15 protein-coding genes are annotated in these 16,647 nt (G+C 39.0%); 6 read left to right on the top strand and 9 right to left on the bottom strand.

The features are described from left to right. Positions 1–54 precede the first annotated feature (54 nt). Together IGI80_RS04060 and IGI80_RS04055 are read left to right on the top strand one after the other, a co-directional pair. Positions 55–1,467 (top strand): PLP-dependent aminotransferase family protein, encoded by a 1,413-nt coding sequence (locus IGI80_RS04060; protein WP_002373794.1) that lies wholly within the window; start codon positions 55–57, stop codon positions 1,465–1,467. Then, entirely contained in the window at positions 1,464–1,907 is a 444-nt protein-coding gene (locus tag IGI80_RS04055) for a MepB family protein (RefSeq protein ID WP_202522270.1), read from the top strand. The genes IGI80_RS04060 and IGI80_RS04055 overlap by 4 nt, the downstream gene beginning before the upstream one ends. 49 nt (positions 1,908–1,956) lie before the next feature. On the opposite strand, the gene IGI80_RS04050 is transcribed toward IGI80_RS04055, so the two are convergent. The 3 genes from IGI80_RS04050 to IGI80_RS04040 all read right to left on the bottom strand — a co-directional run bounded on the left by IGI80_RS04050 (position 1,957) and on the right by IGI80_RS04040 (position 7,244). Then, the gene (locus IGI80_RS04050) at positions 1,957–3,225 is read right to left on the bottom strand and encodes a RidA family protein (protein WP_438722711.1); all 1,269 of its coding nucleotides are present in this window, start codon (positions 3,223–3,225) and stop codon (positions 1,957–1,959) included. Between the two features lie 284 nt (positions 3,226–3,509). Beyond that, positions 3,510–6,017 (bottom strand): EndoS/ChiA family endoglycosidase, encoded by a 2,508-nt coding sequence (locus IGI80_RS04045; RefSeq protein WP_002387476.1) that lies wholly within the window; start codon positions 6,015–6,017, stop codon positions 3,510–3,512. Between the two features lie 210 nt (positions 6,018–6,227). Next, a complete protein-coding gene (locus tag IGI80_RS04040) occupies positions 6,228–7,244 on the bottom strand; it encodes an NADP-dependent oxidoreductase (RefSeq protein WP_002419416.1) in 1,017 nt (338 codons plus the stop codon). 179 nt (positions 7,245–7,423) lie between these two features. Here IGI80_RS04040 and IGI80_RS04035 point away from each other — a divergent pair, with 179 nt between their 5' ends. Continuing rightward, the gene (locus tag IGI80_RS04035; protein ID WP_002356136.1) at positions 7,424–7,759 is read left to right on the top strand and encodes an ArsR/SmtB family transcription factor; all 336 of its coding nucleotides are present in this window, start codon (positions 7,424–7,426) and stop codon (positions 7,757–7,759) included. After that, positions 7,756–8,436 carry a type 1 glutamine amidotransferase domain-containing protein gene (locus IGI80_RS04030; RefSeq protein ID WP_438722710.1) on the top strand — a complete coding sequence of 227 codons (681 nt, stop codon included), beginning with the start codon at positions 7,756–7,758 and terminating at the stop codon, positions 8,434–8,436. The genes IGI80_RS04035 and IGI80_RS04030 overlap by 4 nt, the downstream gene beginning before the upstream one ends. Positions 8,437–8,526: 90 nt before the next feature. Here the strand turns inward: IGI80_RS04030 and IGI80_RS04025 are convergent, their stop codons facing one another. The 6 genes from IGI80_RS04025 to IGI80_RS04000 all read right to left on the bottom strand — a co-directional run bounded on the left by IGI80_RS04025 (position 8,527) and on the right by IGI80_RS04000 (position 14,863). Then, a complete protein-coding gene (locus IGI80_RS04025) occupies positions 8,527–9,978 on the bottom strand; it encodes a YfcC family protein (RefSeq protein ID WP_002356134.1) in 1,452 nt (483 codons plus the stop codon). A gap of 47 nt (positions 9,979–10,025) precedes the next feature. Then, positions 10,026–10,718 (bottom strand): Crp/Fnr family transcriptional regulator, encoded by a 693-nt coding sequence (locus IGI80_RS04020; RefSeq protein ID WP_002356133.1) that lies wholly within the window; start codon positions 10,716–10,718, stop codon positions 10,026–10,028. 24 nt (positions 10,719–10,742) lie between these two features. Continuing rightward, positions 10,743–11,675, bottom strand: coding sequence for a carbamate kinase (gene arcC / locus IGI80_RS04015; protein WP_002356132.1), 933 nt, complete (start codon positions 11,673–11,675; stop codon positions 10,743–10,745). 105 nt (positions 11,676–11,780) lie between these two features. Next, positions 11,781–12,803 carry an ornithine carbamoyltransferase gene (gene argF, locus IGI80_RS04010; RefSeq protein ID WP_438723406.1) on the bottom strand — a complete coding sequence of 341 codons (1,023 nt, stop codon included), beginning with the start codon at positions 12,801–12,803 and terminating at the stop codon, positions 11,781–11,783. Between the two features lie 25 nt (positions 12,804–12,828). After that, a complete protein-coding gene (gene arcA, locus IGI80_RS04005) occupies positions 12,829–14,055 on the bottom strand; it encodes an arginine deiminase (RefSeq protein WP_002356129.1) in 1,227 nt (408 codons plus the stop codon). Between the two features lie 295 nt (positions 14,056–14,350). Then, positions 14,351–14,863: an arginine repressor gene (locus IGI80_RS04000; protein WP_002392583.1), complete on the bottom strand. Its 513-nt coding sequence runs from the start codon at positions 14,861–14,863 to the stop codon at positions 14,351–14,353. Positions 14,864–15,081: 218 nt separating this feature from the next. Here IGI80_RS04000 and IGI80_RS03995 point away from each other — a divergent pair, with 218 nt between their 5' ends. Then, positions 15,082–15,561, top strand: coding sequence for an arginine repressor (locus tag IGI80_RS03995; RefSeq protein WP_002356125.1), 480 nt, complete (start codon positions 15,082–15,084; stop codon positions 15,559–15,561). Between the two features lie 130 nt (positions 15,562–15,691). Next, positions 15,692–16,642, top strand: coding sequence for an alpha/beta hydrolase (locus tag IGI80_RS03990; protein ID WP_438722708.1), 951 nt, complete (start codon positions 15,692–15,694; stop codon positions 16,640–16,642). Positions 16,643–16,647 lie beyond the last annotated feature (5 nt).

The raw sequence follows: 16,647 nt of genomic DNA, 5'->3' as shown, positions 1-16,647 counted from the left end.
CACTCAATGCTATAATTGTATGGAATACAATTTTATAGAAAGGAAGTTCCCCTCATGCCGATTAATTCCTATGAGAACTATGCGTTGTCATGGCGCCCTGTTAAAGAACGTTTAACAAGACCTTATTACCAATCATTGGTTCAACAATTAGAAGCGGATATCTTATCTGGTGCACTTCAAAAAAATGTGAAATTGCCTTCGCAAAGAGAATTAGCTGATTACTTGGATCTGAATTTCACGACGATTGGTCAAGCCTATAAACACGCTATGGAAAAAGGCTTACTTTATACCAACATCGGTAGCGGCACTTTCGTTTCTCCCAACGCGTTTCACTCAATTACAATCTCTACCAACCAAGTAGCGGACCATCTAATTGATTTAGGGCTGGTTAGTTCCTTTGATATGTGTAATCAGCGGATTTTACCTTTTATTGAATCCGTTAGTAAAAATGCGGCCCTTAACAGTTTGCTAAATTATCGCGATCCTTTAGGTACGCACTTTCAACGAGCAACCGCTGCCGAATGGCTTCAGACACAAGGCGTTCGGACCAATGCCGAAGAAGTTGCCATTGTATCTGGTGTCCAGAATGGGCTGGCCGTGACGTTAGCCGCCGCTTTTTCTCCAGGTCAGCGGATTGCCGTAGATCGATACACGTATTCAAATTTTATTGAACTCGCCCAGCTTTATCATTTAGAAATCGTCCCGATTGGCTATGATTCCGAGGGGATGGACCCAGAGCATTTACTGCAAGAATGCAAAAAGAAAAAAATACACGGTATTTTCTTAATGCCCGCATGTAATAACCCGATTGGTTTCCAAATGTCTAGCGCCCGCCGAATGACTTTAGCTGAAATCATTCAGCAAGAACACTTATGGGTAATTGAAGATGACATTCATTCTTTTTTAACAACTTATGCACAGCAAGCAGTTTTACCAACGTTTCAAGAACTCTTACCTCAACAAACGATTTACTTAGCGGGGATGACAAAGTTTGTCTGTACAGGCTTACGCATTGCGTACCTTGTTTTCCCTCCGCTTCTTCGCCAAGAAATAGAGCGTGCGATTTTTAACATTAACGTTAAAACTTCTGGCTTTGATGCTGAAATTGTCACCCAAGTCTTACGCTCACCAGTTGCAGAAGAATTAGTGATAGAAAAATTGGCTTTAACAAAACAAGCCAATGACTTATTTGATACCATTTTTGGGTTAGCTAGACCTAGCAATCCTTTGCCGTACTATCGAACTATTCCCCTTTCTACCGAAAAAACGGCGCCGCAAATTGAACAAGAATTTCTCCAAAATGGGGTACGTCTTTTTCACTCGAGCCGCTTTACTGTGCAAAATCAGCCAGATGCTTTTTTACGAATTTCCTTGGCCTCCAATCAGCTTGAGGTATTGGCGAAAGGATTAACCATTATCCAAGAACTCTTACCGACATTAAACGAAAAGAAAGGACATTCCCTATGAATTCATTGCCAATACTTGAAAAAGCAGTGGGCGCAATCACCCTGCTTTCCGAAGAAAAACAAAATGCCGAATATGAAAGCTTTTTATGTCAAGTTAATGAATCGCAACAACTTATCCGCAGTCGCTTAGCCAAAAAAACGCCGAAAAAAGAAGGCTATTTTGCAGCCTTCTGGGAAAAAAATCAACAAAATCAGAACGAAGCCTTTGATGCTACGGAAGCCCCTGAAATGTTAGCAATTGTCATTGCTGATCAAGAAAAGCAAGGTCTCTTTCTTCTGCCAAAAGAATGTTTAATCCAACAAAAAATTCTCAAAACGCATCAACAAAAAGGCAAAATGGCGTCCCGTTTTTATCCTTCTTGGTGCCAAAACCTTAATCAAACCGCGAAAAAAACACAAAAATGGCAACTAGCTTACTTTACTGATTTATCTAAATACTAAAAACGTCAGCTGGCTTCAGAAGCCAGCTGACGTTTGTTTATTTTACTGTTTAGCCAATTGGTGGCGTACCTTCTGCGTTCCCAGCAATCGCTTCGATTTGAATCTGGGCACCTTTTGGTAAATCCGTCACACCAATCACTCTTCTGGCAGGCGTGCCTTCAGGGAAGTACGTTTGGTAGACGTCATCCACTGCCGCCAGCTCTTCAATCTCTTTCACAAAAATATTCGCTTTCACCAGATCAGCTAAGCTGTGATCCACACTTTCAATAGTCGCTTTGATGTTTTCTAAACATTGCGTCGTTTGTTCCTTGATTCCGCCAGCGACTAACGCATTTTTTTTAGGGTCCAATGGTAGCTGAGCTGATAGATGGTTGTAATGAGAAAAAGCAACAGTTTGTGTCGAAAATGGACACTTCGGTGCGTGATCTGTATTATTTGCTTCAATAATTAATCCATGTCGATCTTCAATCGCTTGTGGTGGCGTACCATCCCCATGAGAAACCACCGCTTCTACTTGAACCACCGCGCCCATTGGTAAATCAGCAACAGCAATCACTGTTCGTGCTGGCATGTAATTGACCGTACGCGCAATTCCTGAATCTGGGAAAAAAGCGGCATATACTTGATTGACAGCTTCTAGCTTAGATAAATCTTTTAAATAAATATTGACCTTCACAATATCATCAAAAGGCACATCAATACTGGTTAAAATGGCTTTTATGTTTTTCAAACATTGTTTTGTTTGCGTTTTAACACAGCCAGCCACAACTCTGCCCGTTTGAGGATCTATAGGCAATTGTGCAGACAGATTGTTATAGTGAGAAAACGCGACCGTTTGACTGGCTAGAGCATCAATTGGTGCCTGAACAGTCTGATTTGTTAATTTAATTAAATCCCCAGCTTGAGGTGCATTAGGGATAGTTCCTTCCCCATTTGAAACAAGTGCCTCCATTTGAATAGAAGCGCCTAACGGCAAATCTGCGACGGCGACCACTGTTTTAGCTGGATAATAATGGGTAAAAAAGGCCGCATAGACCTCCTCAACTGCGGCAGCATCCCGCATATCTTTGACAAAAATGGTCATTCTGACAATGTCACTCATCACATGGTTGATACTTTCAACAACCGCTTGGATATTTTTCAAACATTGTGTCGCTTGGGCCCGAATGCCACCTTCTACCAATTGTCCAGAGGTTGGCTCAATAGGTAACTGTGCCGACAAATGATTATAGTGGGAAAATGCGACTGTTTGGGCTGCGAGAGGATGCTTTGGTGCACGCTCTGTATTTCTTGCTAAGACGATATTTTCATTACTCATAACTCTACTCCCTTTTTTAGCATTCCAACAAAAATGATTCCGCTTACATTTCCAAGCATTAAACTTCCAACAAGATCCTTTTTATTTTCCTGCTTTTCTATTAATGGTGATAGCTTTCCACCACCACTTCTTTCAGTCTACAATAAGAACAGGAACATTTCAATAAGGCATTCCTAAATTGATTGTTGGCCCTCAAACAAATCTTCTTCCGTTAAAGAAGACTGGCACGAATCAAGCTTGATTCGTGCCAGTCTTTATAGATAACTCATTAGCTTTAACTAGTTTTATTTAACCACCATATACTCACGATAATTTTCCGAGAACGTATCCATTAGCGTATAAATTCGTTCAAAATCATAGTCACGACGAGGGTCATCATACCAAACACATTGAATACTTCCAATAATTGGAAGATTCGGGCTACCTGCTGGCACATCTGTAAATGCTTTTTTCGACATATTTGCTAAAGCATCATCATATTGATAAATGCCAGAATCAACATTGCCAGCTACCCAATACCACGCATCATTGGTATTAAAAATTTTGTGTCCTTTTTGAACAAAGTACTCAGGTTTGGCTACGTCATACCCACTCCAACCGGCTGTCCAATAAGAAATAATAATCTCTGGGTCAAATGTACCGAAAGAATCGTCGCTGTTGTAATAAATGCCATCATTGAAGCTCATTGGCTGCATGCCCGCATCTTTAATTATTTTAGCTAAATCATTCGCATAAGCGACAAAATCCTTGTAGCGCCCAGAAGATTGCAGTTTCGCCCAACCGCCTGTGTCGACATCATTTGCATACTCATCGCCACCAAAATTGAAAATTTCACTATGCGCGGAAAAATAAGCCACGTACTTACTGATAATCGCCTTTGTGAAATTCACTGCCTTTTGGTTCCCTAAATCTACTGTTCGTTTTGAGCCATCAAAAGCGGGATTTTTAATCGCTAGTTTTTCCATAGCCACTAACAAGGCATCCATATGTCCTGGACTGTTAATCACGGGAATGATGTTGATGTTGCGCGCTTTCGCAAAAGCCAACAACCGATCCATTTCTTTTTGTGTTAACGCGTTGCCATTAGGATCATTGTAATACGCGTTGTTGCCTCGTTGGATTGCTTTTGAAACCCGGTTGTGGTTGTATTTTTTACCATTCACATTGACCGACATATCATCCAAGATAAACCGTAAGCCATCATTTCCTAAAATTAATTGGACATCTGTGTACCCATTTTGACTGGCTTTGGCCACTAATTCTTCCAGTTGCTCCACGGAAAAATATTTTCTTCCCGCATCAATGGAAAAGACACTTTTTAAAGGTTGTGTTTGTTTCTCTTTTAAATTATCCAAAGCTGTTTGGACCTCCGTTTGCCAAGTAGTCACTTGCGCGGCTGTATACGTTTTTCCCGCAAGTTCTGTTGCGACTGTCTCTTTTGTTGTTTGTAGTGCTTGAATCGTTTCTGGTGTATAGCTTTCTGCCTTTTCAATGGCTGTAACTGCTTGATCCAACGCACGATATAAAGTGGTTAAGTCAATGGCTAACAGGCCTTTTTCTAATTCAGCATCATAGGTGTTTGAAATCCCTTGGCCATAATCGCCACCTAAAATAGCTTTATTCACATCATAAAGCGTTGTTGCTTGTGTCACTGCTTCTGCGGCTTTATTTTGTGCTTCAAGGTCTGTGTTGGCGTAGCTAATTCGTTTTAAATAGTGTTGCGCAGCCGCTTTCATCTCTGCAAGAGAAACGCCTTTACTCTCTGCAATGGCCGTTTTTGTCCAAAGTAAATTAGAAGGTTTTATCTGATTTAAATCGTCTTCATTATAGGTGCGACCATCGCGATCTAAGGCATAGAGGAACATGCCCCCTAAATTATTTTCATAAGAATAACGAGCTACTTTATACATGTTACTTTCCATATACGGCTCTTTTGTGTCATACCAGCGGTTGCGATCTTGCTCTTCTGGGAAAGTTAATCCTGGAACAAATCGTTCCCCATTGAGAACCGGACTTAAATTATTTAATGCTCGTTGCGTGCGTTGGTCATCGCTACCATACTGTTGATACGCGAGAAAATCGAAACAGTCACTGACATCTTGTAAAGGTGGTAAATATTCTGCATTGGTATCATACAAAAATGGACGATCCGTTCCCGACTTCGGTCCAATGTATTTTGATAATGCACGAATGACACCATTAGATAGAACAATATCTTTTTCACTTGGACGAGTTTCCATGTCAATATCTAACCCATCAATTCCTAAATCATCGACAAATTTGGTTAACAACTCTTTCGCATAAGCATCAAATTCTGCTTCTGTAGGCGTTGTTCCTGCGTAAGGAACTTTTAATAGCTCGCTGTAATCAATCCCACGAACTAAACGAACACCTCGTGCATGCAGTGCTGGCGCATACTCATTTTTTAACGTATCATAAAATGGCTGTGCAAGTGCTTCTTGTCCTTTTGGCACATAACTAAAGACATTCACAATGTCAATACCATAAGGAATATCGTGCATCGTTAGCCAATTTTCATCTGGCAATGTTGTATTAACTCCTTGCATCGTTTTGTCACGCCAAGCCCGATAATAAACCATAAAATGTTTCTCTTGGGTCGGCTCATTGGCTTGGCTGATCATTGGTTGATGAAACAGACTAAATAAGATAAACGCCAAGCCAACCAATAACGAAAGACCCAGCCAACTGACAATTGTTTCTCTGTTTTCTCCTTTTCTTGTCGATAAATTGTTCCCCACTTTGAACACCATTCCTTTCTGCACTCCGTTCATTTTTGTGTATCCACCTAAAAAGAAAGCGCATACACAACCATCAATAGAATAACAAAAAATAACGAATTTGCAAAATAGAAACTGGAAAAATGAGGATTTTCTATAAAAATCTTTTCCCGCCTAAAATCACTTTTGTTAGACGGCGTTTAAATGGTAAACTTTGAGACTTGCAAGAAAAATAGGCCTGTTTTTCTTGCAAGTCTCCTTTACTTAGTCGTGATCAACATCGGCGATTTTCACAACAATTTTCCCTTGCGCTCGTCCTGTCAGTGAATAGTCCACCGCTTCTTGAATTTGGCTAAAAGGAACGACTCGGTCAATTATCGGCTGTAATTTTCCCTGTTCAATAAACTCAGTGAGTAAAGCTAATTGCTCGCCATCTGGACGCATAAACAAAAAATGATAACTAACATCTGTGGCTTGCTCCAATCGATGAATCTTGCGAGTAGCTATTTTAAAGGCCCATTGTTTCCAAAGCGGCAAGCCATACTCTTTAGCAAAACGTTCGTTGGGAATGCCTGACAATGTAACAACTTTTCCCTGAGGTTTAACCACTGAAAAAGCTTTTTCTAAGATTGTCCCCCCCATTGTATCAAACACATAATCGTAGTCGGATAAAACTTCTTCAAAATTTTGTGTCCGATAGTCAATCACTTCATCTGCTCCCAACGCTTGAACCCATTCTTTATTTTTACTACTCGTTGTGGTGGCAACGTAAGCGCCCGCTAGTTTTGCTAATTGAATCGCAATGGTTCCAATCCCTCCTGAACCTGCTTGAATCAGGACTTTCTGGCCTGGCTGTACATTCATAATATCATGTAGCGCTTGATAACTTGTCAAACCGACTAACGGAATGGCCGCAGCTTCTTCAAACGTTAAATTTTTCGGCTTCATAGCTACAGCCGCTTGATCCACTGCAATATATTCAGCAAAAGTTCCCACGCGATTTTTGGGTACTCGCCCGTAAACTGCATCGCCCAGCCTAAAATTTTGAACATTTTTTCCAACAGAAACAACAATCCCAGCAAAATCACTGCCTAAAATCAGTGGCATTTGATAATTTAAAAGCATCTTTACTTTGCCATCTTTTGTTTTTAAATCAATCGGGTTGATACTGGCAGCGATAATTTTGACCAAAACATCATTGTCATGAATGGTGGGTAAGGGCACCTCCTCGATTGCTAATTCTTTTTGTCCGTATTTATGAATTAAAGCGGCTTTCATCATTGAATCTTTCCTCTCTTTCTATCCTTTCTATCGGTTTAAAAGTTTAAACCTTTAATCAATTAGTATCTTAACGAAGAATGGGATTCACGTCAAGTTTCAGCCCTCAGCGTATTTCATTGACAAAAAACACGAAAAATGGTTTAATCGTTTAAAAATACGAACCAAAGAGGCGAAAAAATATGAAAGAATTAGAAGAAATTCAAACAGAATTTACTGCGCTTAGTGATTTTTTAATCGCATTGGGTGATGAAAAACGCCAAGCAATTATTATTGCACTGTTAGAAGACCAGGCCTGTGTTGGCCGTCGTGTCACTGAGTTAACAGAGGCGACACAACTCTCACGTCCCGCTGTTTCTCACCACTTAAAAATTTTGAAACAAGCCAAATTAATTGATTGTCGCAGTGAAGGAACTAAAAATTATTACTCACTTTCTCACGATACCACCAAAATTGAGCAACTCCAACAACTATTGACCCACATTACGTCGATTATGCCAGGGAGGAAGCAAGCATGAAAAAAATTCTCGTGGTCCTCACAAACGTCTCCCGTTATCACTGTACCGAAGAACCAACGGGCCTCTGGCTAGGTGAAGCCACGGAGTTCGTGGAAGAAGTAACCAAAGCAGGATTTTCAGTTGACTATGTTAGTCCCCAAGGAGGCTATGTCCCTTTGGATCCCCGGAGTATGAAATATGTAGATTCATCCATTATGGCGGTTTATGAAAGTGCCGATTTTCAAGAACGAGCGCTAGCGCATTCCCTCTCTCTTGAAGAAATTGATCCAGATGAATACGCAGCGATTTACTTTACAGGAGGCCATGGCGTTATGTGGGACTTCCCTGATAACCCTCAGTTGCAAGCAATCACTCTTAGCCTTTACGAACAGGGCAAATACCTAACTTCTGTTTGTCACGGAATTGCTGGTCTTTTAAATGTCAAAGATGCGTCAGGAAATTATTTGATTGCAGATAAAACCATTACTGGCTTCACTACTGCAGAAGAAATTTTAGCCATGAAAAAAGCAGTTGTTCCTTTCTTAAACGAAACAATTGCCAAAGAACATGGTGCTACTTTTGCGAAAAAGCGTCCCTATAAAGAATTTGCGTATCAAGATGGCCGTATAATCACTGGGCAAAATCCTTTTTCTGTCCGCGCTGTCGCAAAATTGTTAATTCAACAACTATCAAAATGAAACAACAGCGACTACTTTTAGGTAGTCGCTGTTGTTTCATTGCTTCTTCTTTTTTCCGAAAGCCGAAGCCCTAACATAAAAAATTTTTGATTAGCTAAAGAGTAACATCGCGCCAATTAAGATAATTAGGTTAATTAAGCCTAAGACAATCATTGGTTTGGCCATGAATTTTGTCCAAGTGGCATATTGAACTTTGGAAATTTCCAAACCACCCATTACAACACCAGATGTTGGCGTGATCAAATTAATCAAGCCACAACCTGAAGCAAAAATCATAACCATCACTTCTGGACTTAAACCAATGTTTTTAGCTAACGCACCCATTACAGGAATAGAAACGTACGCTAAACCAGAAGTTGAAGGAATTAGGAAAGATAAACCTAAGTATAAAACAAAGGCACCGATGACAAATAAAACTGGGGAGAGTCCTTGTAATAAGCCTGCCGCTTTATCAAGGATAAATGAATCTAAATACGTTTTAGACATCAAAACAGATGCCCCGCGAGCAACTACGATAATTAAAACAACGGATAACATATCTTTGGCACCGTCGATAAATGCTTCAATGGTTTCTTTTTCAGTAAAGCGACCAATCAAGGCAGCAATGATCCCTAAAAGGAAGAACCACATCGCTAAGTCGCCAAAGTACCAGTCACCGAAACTGTTGCCTGTTAAAACAGACGTCCAGCCTTTGAAAATCGTCACTCCAAAGTCGTTCCATGGAATTAAGGAAACAATCATAATGACAAAACAGAAAGCGAATACCATTAAGATTTTTTTATGACGATTCGTAAATGGCATTTCTTTCGACGCTGCTTGTCCATACGTTTTTTCCATATCCTCTTGTTCTTGTAAAGATAAAATTGTTGAACCTTTGTCAGCCTTCACTTTTTTCGCATAACGCATCACAATGAAAATAGAATAGCTAGTAGAGGCCGCCCACAAAATAGCACCGACAATTAAAATAATTCCTGTATTCGGCTGAATGCCAATACCTCGCAACGCATCCATCGCTACCCCTGTGGAGAAAGGGTTAACCGTTGAACCGATAACACCTGATCCTGCACCCAATAGTACAGTACCCACTGCGACAAACGTATCAAAACCAGCGGCGACCATGGTGGCACTCAATAAACCATAAAAAGGAATTGTTTCTTCTGCCATTCCATAAGTCGAACCACCAATAGAAAATAAAATCATTAAAATCGGAATGATTTTCAATTCGTTCCCTTTTAACTTTTTAACGACTGATTGAATCCCTGCTTCAAGAGCCCCAGTTTGTGTCACAATATTTAAAAAGCCACCGAGTACTAAAATAAAAATATTAATTTCAATGGCATCTTTAAACCCATTGAATGGAGCCATGATAATATCCGATAATTTGGCCCCTACCACGTGGTCAACCATTTTGCCATCAATTTCTCTTGGGGTAAATGGCTGGCCATTTAGCAAGACCGTTACGATACCTAAAACAATTAAAATAATAAATAAAATACTAAAAGACGAAAGCTGTTTTTTGTTTTTCTTCTTTTTTTCTGCCATATCCTTTTATACAGGAACCTACTTTCCTGTATCTCCCTTCTCTATGATTAATTACTCAATCGATCAATAAAGAATGGCGTATCTAGAAAAGTTAAGAATTTATGACTGTAGCTAATACGGTTCATTTGGACTAATTTTTTCATAACACTGCTTGCTGTTTCCCGCGTAGTTCCACTCATTCGTGCAATGTCATTAATGGTAATTGGACAAGTAATTGCAACGCGTTCTCTGTTGTCAATTCGTTCTCCTAAATCATTTAATAACATCGCCAGTGATGTCACAATCCGTTCACATGCATCATTGGTTGTTCCTTTTTGGATTTTGATCATGCTTTCTTTTAAAAGGACCGATTGTTCTTGAATCCAATGAATCAATTGCTGGGGATTATTTTGGAGAAAACGCTCAAACAGTTTAACTGGCACAAACACAACCTCAATATCCGTATAGGCAATCGCGGAGTCGTAATGAACCTCATCTTGAAACAGTCCGATTCTCGGAAAAAGAGCCTGCTTTTTCATAAAATGCAGATAGGAAAAATTACCACTGCGATCATTTTTTTCAATTTTAATGACACCTGAAACCAGTAAAATCAAATGATTTCTCGGATCACCTGGATAAAAAAGGACTTGGCCTTTTTTATAGGAGCGAACGAAACTCTCGTTGCGCAATTCTGTTAGTTCTGATTCAGAAAAGTATTGAAAATCTTGATTATTTTTAGTGATTATTTTCTCTATCATCATCTTAATTCTCCTAAATACTATACTTTATTTTGTCACAACCGTTCCTACGATTTCATCGCCGCTCATACTTCCTAAGTTTTCCAAAGAAGTGATAATTGCTTGTTTATTGGGTTGGCTTTCTACAAACTGAATGGCGGCTTCAATTTTCGGTAACATACTACCTGGTGCAAAATGACCCGCTTGTTTGTATTCTTCCAACTCTGCTACAGTGACATTGGTTAATTGTTTTTCATCTGGTTTGCCATAATTAATACACACATAATCCACGCCAGTTAAAATAACTAGTGCATCCGCATCCACTAATTCTGCCAGTTTTTCAGAAGCAAAATCTTTATCGATTACTGCTTCGACACCTTTTAATTCTTGTCCTACGACAGGGATGCCACCACCACCACATGAAATGGTAATTATATCATTTTTTATTAAGGTATTAATAGTCTCAGCCTCGTGGATGTCAATTGGCTTAGGACTTGGAACGACTTTGCGCCAGCCACGTCCTGCATCTTCTTTAAAAATAGCACCTGCTTGCATTGCTTCTTTGGCTTCAGCTTCTGTTAAAAATGGACCGATCGGTTTTGTTGGATTTTTGAATGCCTCATCTGCTGGATCTACGACCACCTGTGTTAAAACAGTAGCCACTTGTTTCTTGATTCCTGCTTTGTTTAATTCTTGATTAAGCGCATTGGACAACCAGTAGCCGATACTTCCTTGTGTCATAGCAACACACGTATCTAGCGGCATCGCTGGATTTTTTTCAGAATCAGCTGCTTGTTGTTGCAATAATAGATTTCCGACTTGTGGACCATTGCCATGTGAAACAATCAACCGATGCCCTTGTTTAATTAAATGAACTAAATAGGCAGATGTTTGAACTAATGCTTGCTGTTGTGCGTGTGCGCTAGCATCATTTGAAAGGATGGCATTTCCGCCTAGTGCAACGACCATTTTTTTCCCCATTACAAATCCTTCTTTCCTATCATAATAAAGAATAGGCCGCCCTTCAAAAGAATCTCTTAAAGGGCGAAACGACTATTCTTTTTTCAATGTTTTTTCAGTTGCTTCCTACACACGAGGAATGAATAAGTTGCCTAAAGTAGCTGCCATAATCGCTTTAATAGAATGCATTCTGTTTTCTGCTTCTTCAAATTGACGACCATATTTACTGCGGAAGACTTCATCCGTAATTTCCATTTCAGTAATGCCAAATTTTTCAGCAACCATTTCTCCGTATTGTGTTTTCGTATCATGAAAGGCTGGCAAACAGTGTAATACGATTAAATCGCCATCCATGTTTTCGGTTTTTTCTAACATAGCCATATTAATTTGATAAGGTTTCAACAGATTGACACGTTCTTCAAATTTATCTTCTTCACCCATGGACACCCAAATGTCTGTATATAACACGTTGGCTCCTTTAACACCTTTAGCAACGTCGTCTGTAATCATTAATTCTGCACCAGATTCTTTCGCAAATTCTTTTGCGTAATTAACGACTTCATCAGAAGGGAACAATTCTTTTGGTGCACAAATGCGAACATTTACGCCTAAAATAGCACCTGTCACTAACAAGCTGTTTGCCATGTTATTACGGCCATCGCCGACGTATACTAAAGTGATTCCTTCTAAACGACCAAAGTTTTCTTTCACTGTCATAAAGTCCGCAATCATTTGTGTTGGATGCCATTGATCCGTTAAACCATTCCAAACAGGAACACCAGAATATTTCGCTAAATCTTCCACTACTTCTTGACTAAACCCACGGAACTCAATCCCGTCAAACATACTACCTAAAACAATCGCTGTATCTTCAACAGATTCTTTTTTACCTAATTGAATATCGTTGGCGCCTAAATACTCAGGATGTGCCCCTAAATCAATCGCTGCTGTAGTAAATGCAGAGCGTGTCCGTGTCGAAGTTTTTTCAAATAAAAGAGCGATATTTTTTCCTTCTAAATAGTGATGTGGAATCCCTTTTTTCTTCAATTCTTTTAAGTGAATACTGAAGTCTACCAAATACTCTAATTCTGCTCTTGTAAAATCTTTTTCTGCTAATAAACTACGTCCTTGAAATACTGAATTCATGATGATTCCTCCTATTTTTGGGTGTTTTTTAAAGATCTTCACGGTAAAGTGGCATACTCATACAACGAGGGCCACCACGGCCACGTACTAGTTCACTTCCTGGAATGTAATTCAATTTCACGCCTGCTTCTTCTAGCGCTTTATTCGTAATCGTATTCCGATCGTAAACAACAACTTCCCCAGGGGCAATTGCTAATGTATTTGAACCGTCGTTCCATTGTTCACGGGCTGCTGCTGTTAAATTTCCAGCGCCGCAACGTATTAGTTGAACATTGTCTAAATGCAAGTATTTGCATAAAATGTTATCTAATGTATCTTTTTCTTTTGTAATTTGGATGTCTCCATCTGCTTTTTCAGTGATCGAGTAAACAACCAAGCCGCCTTCGATTTCTGGATGAATCGTAAATTTATCATAGTCAATCATGGTAAAAACGGTATCTAAATGCATGAATTTACGATGTTCACCGATATCAAAAGCCAAGATATTTTTGAATCCTAATTTTTGTTCAAAAATATTTCTCGCAATTTTTTCAATTGACGCGGCGTCCGTTCTTTGAGAAATCCCAATGGCCACCACTTCTTTTGAAAGAATTAATTCATCGCCACCTTCAATTCTGGTTGATTCTGAACGATCATAGACTCTAGGAACCTCTTTTCCAGCAAAACGAGGATGATAATCAAAAATGTATTGCCCAAAAATGGTTTCCCGTTGTCGAGTTACTGAATACATATGATTTAAAGAAATCCCGTGCCCCATTGTCGCAAAGTTATCACGCGTGAAGTATAAGTTAGGCATTGGATCAATAATGAATGGATAATCCGCTTCAACCATATCTGTTAAAAATTCTTGCTCATATTTAGGTAATTCTTGTTTTTGAATGCCTGCAATCGCTTTTTGAATCAGTTCTTCGTTGTCGTCAATTTCTAACATTAACTCTCTAACTTTTTCTTTTGCTGATTCGCTGCGAATATTGGCTTCTTCTAAGAATTGGTCAATAAATTGTCGGCGGACCTCTTCATTAATCAACGCTTCAGCAGCTAAGTCCTCTAAATAGACCACTTCGATATCTTTTGATCGTAACAACTCTGCAAATGCATCATGTTCTGCTTGTGCTTTTTCTAAAAACGGAATATCATCAAACAACAGTCTCTCCAGATAATCTGGCATTAAATTTTCTAATTCCTTACCTGGACGATGTAACATCACTGTTTTCAATTTCCCGATTTCAGAAAATACATTAATTGGATGACTCATGTGAAATAACCTCCTCAACTTAATTACAAACACAGAATAACAGACCTGATTAACCTAGGACGTGAGCCATTTGCCAAACAAAATACCAAATATACAACGGTATTCTTTCTTATGCATATTTCTAGCCTAAAAGAATGCGCTTTCATAGATATTCTAAAAAAATAATGCATAATTAAATAAAAAAAAATGCATTTATTCAAAAAAATTATTTCTCCACACACTTCATAAAGTTATAATCTTATAGAGGTAAAAGGAAGGGAGCCAGAAGTCAAAACGACTTCTGGCTCCCTTCCTTTTATGCGTTACTTTTTGACAAAGGTGTTGGCTGAATAAATTGTTGAAAATACTGCTCTAGTTCTTGTGCTTTTTCCTCGGATGATGAAACAATAATAACAGTGTCGAAGCCAGCGACAGAACATTTCTTTTCACACAAAGACACTTCATCAAGTACAGCTGAAAACAATGTTGCGTTGTCTGGTAATGTATGAACCAATAGTAAAAAGGCGACACGTTCAACTTTGGTCACTACCTCACGAATTGCTTGTATCAACTGTTCTTTTTTTCGTTCTTCTAAAGAAGTGAATTGTTCAAAAATCGTTAACCGCATCTCGCCAGACTCATCTAATGCTTTGACGACTTTTAATTCCCATAAATCCCGTGAAATCGTTGCTTGTGCGACATTTATCTCGCGCTTTTTTAATTCTCTTAACAACTCATTTTGACTATGAATTACGGTTGTTTGAATGATTTCTTTAATCAAACTTTGGCGTGTTTGCTTATTCACAAATAACACCCTTCCTCCAGACATTTACAAAGCAATACTAGCAGAATCTCTCTAATTAGAATAGAAAAAGGGTCGTTTAGCTAAAAGGTTCTCATTGATTTTGTCGGATATTTCGCATTTAAAAAAGTGAGACTTGCACAATTTAGTAAAACGTTGTACAGTGATTTTAGGGAATTACTGGCACCGTTTTAAATAACAGCAATGATGTTTTTTTGCATGATTAACTGAACTGGAGGAAAGTAATGAACCGATTAAAACGCCAAACGATGATTAAGCGATTGGTCACAGAAAATGAAATCCATACACAAAGTGAATTACTAGCATTATTGGAAAAAGAAAATATTCACACCACACAAGCAACTATTTCTCGTGACATTCGTGAGCTGAATTTAAACAAAGTAGACAATGGTCAAGGAGAAGCCTATTATCGTATCTTGAATAATTCTGCCCTTCGTCCAAAATATAAAACAGATGAAGAACGTCTTGTTGACATTATTATTGAAACTGGTGTTTCTTTAACACAAATAGAGTTCACAAATCTTTTAACCGTCTTACCTGGCAACGGGCAAGCCATCGGGGTTTTAATTGATCGCATACGTATCCACAACCCTCATATCTTGGGCTGTATCGCTGGGGATGATACCATCTTAATTCTTTCAAAAAATAAAGAAGATGCCCTTGAAGTTAACAACTATTTCCAGCAGTATTTGTACCACCCATAATTCATCACTTAGTAAAATCGACTATTTTTTGACATCATTGCTATTTTTATTAAAGATAAATAAAAAAAGGCGTCTCAGTGAAAGCTGAGGCGTTTTCTCATGAGTTTTTCTTTTGAACACCGTCTTTTTTTTGTATAATAATCAAAAAGCAAAGAAAGGGTTTCTTATGACTGAACAATTCATACTCACTTCAAACGATCAACAAACTCAGCTCAATGTACGTCATTGGCCCTGTCCTTCACCCAAAGCCGTAGTTCAATTGATTCACGGCATGGCAGAGCATATCCAACGTTATGATGAATTTGCTCGTTTTTTAAATCAATTAGGATTTACCGTAATTGGTCATGATCATCTAGGTCATGGCGAATCTGTACAACCAAACGCACCGATCTATGGTTTTTTTGGAGAACAAGGGCCTGAAAATGTCGTTACAGATATTCATCAAGTGAAACAATGGGCTGTGAATCGCTATCCACAATTGCCCTATTTTATGATGGGTCACAGCATGGGGGCTTTCGCCTTGCGCAACTATCTGCAAGACTATCCTGTGACTATGCAAGGAGTCATTTTCATGGGCACTGGAACAAGTCCGTTACCTTTAACCGCAGCATTGCCTTTTATTAAAAAAATGGCCGAGAAACAGCCGAAAAAACCAGCTCCGTTCATTGATAAGCTGGCATTTGGTTCTTTTAGCAAAAAATTTCCTGAAGCAAGTTCCTTTAATTGGCTTTCTAAAAATCAAGCCAATGTGGCTGACTATGAAAATGACCCATTAATGGGCTTCGTATTTACCAACAATGGTTTTGCTACCCTTTTTTCGCTTGTTAAACGAGCCAATCAAAAGAATTGGTACCAAGCGATCCCAAAAGAATTGCCTATTTTAATCATTAGTGGCGCTGAAGACCCAGTTGGTGATTTCAGCAAGGGGCCAGCGAAAATTCAAAAGCAATTAAAGCATGCAGGTTTTCAGCACGTGACGTTACGACTATTTCCCACATTGCGTCATGAAATTTTATTAGAAACGGAAAAAGCTACAGTTTTTCAAGAAATTGGGCATTGGTTAACGGATTTAACGAATTAAAAAAG

The sequence above is a fragment of the Enterococcus sp. DIV1420a genome, assembly GCF_051712165.1.
Classification (GTDB): Bacteria; Bacillota; Bacilli; order Lactobacillales; family Enterococcaceae; genus Enterococcus; species Enterococcus faecalis.
Note: the sequence above shows the minus strand (reverse complement) of the source record. Positions and strands in the feature narration are given on the sequence as shown.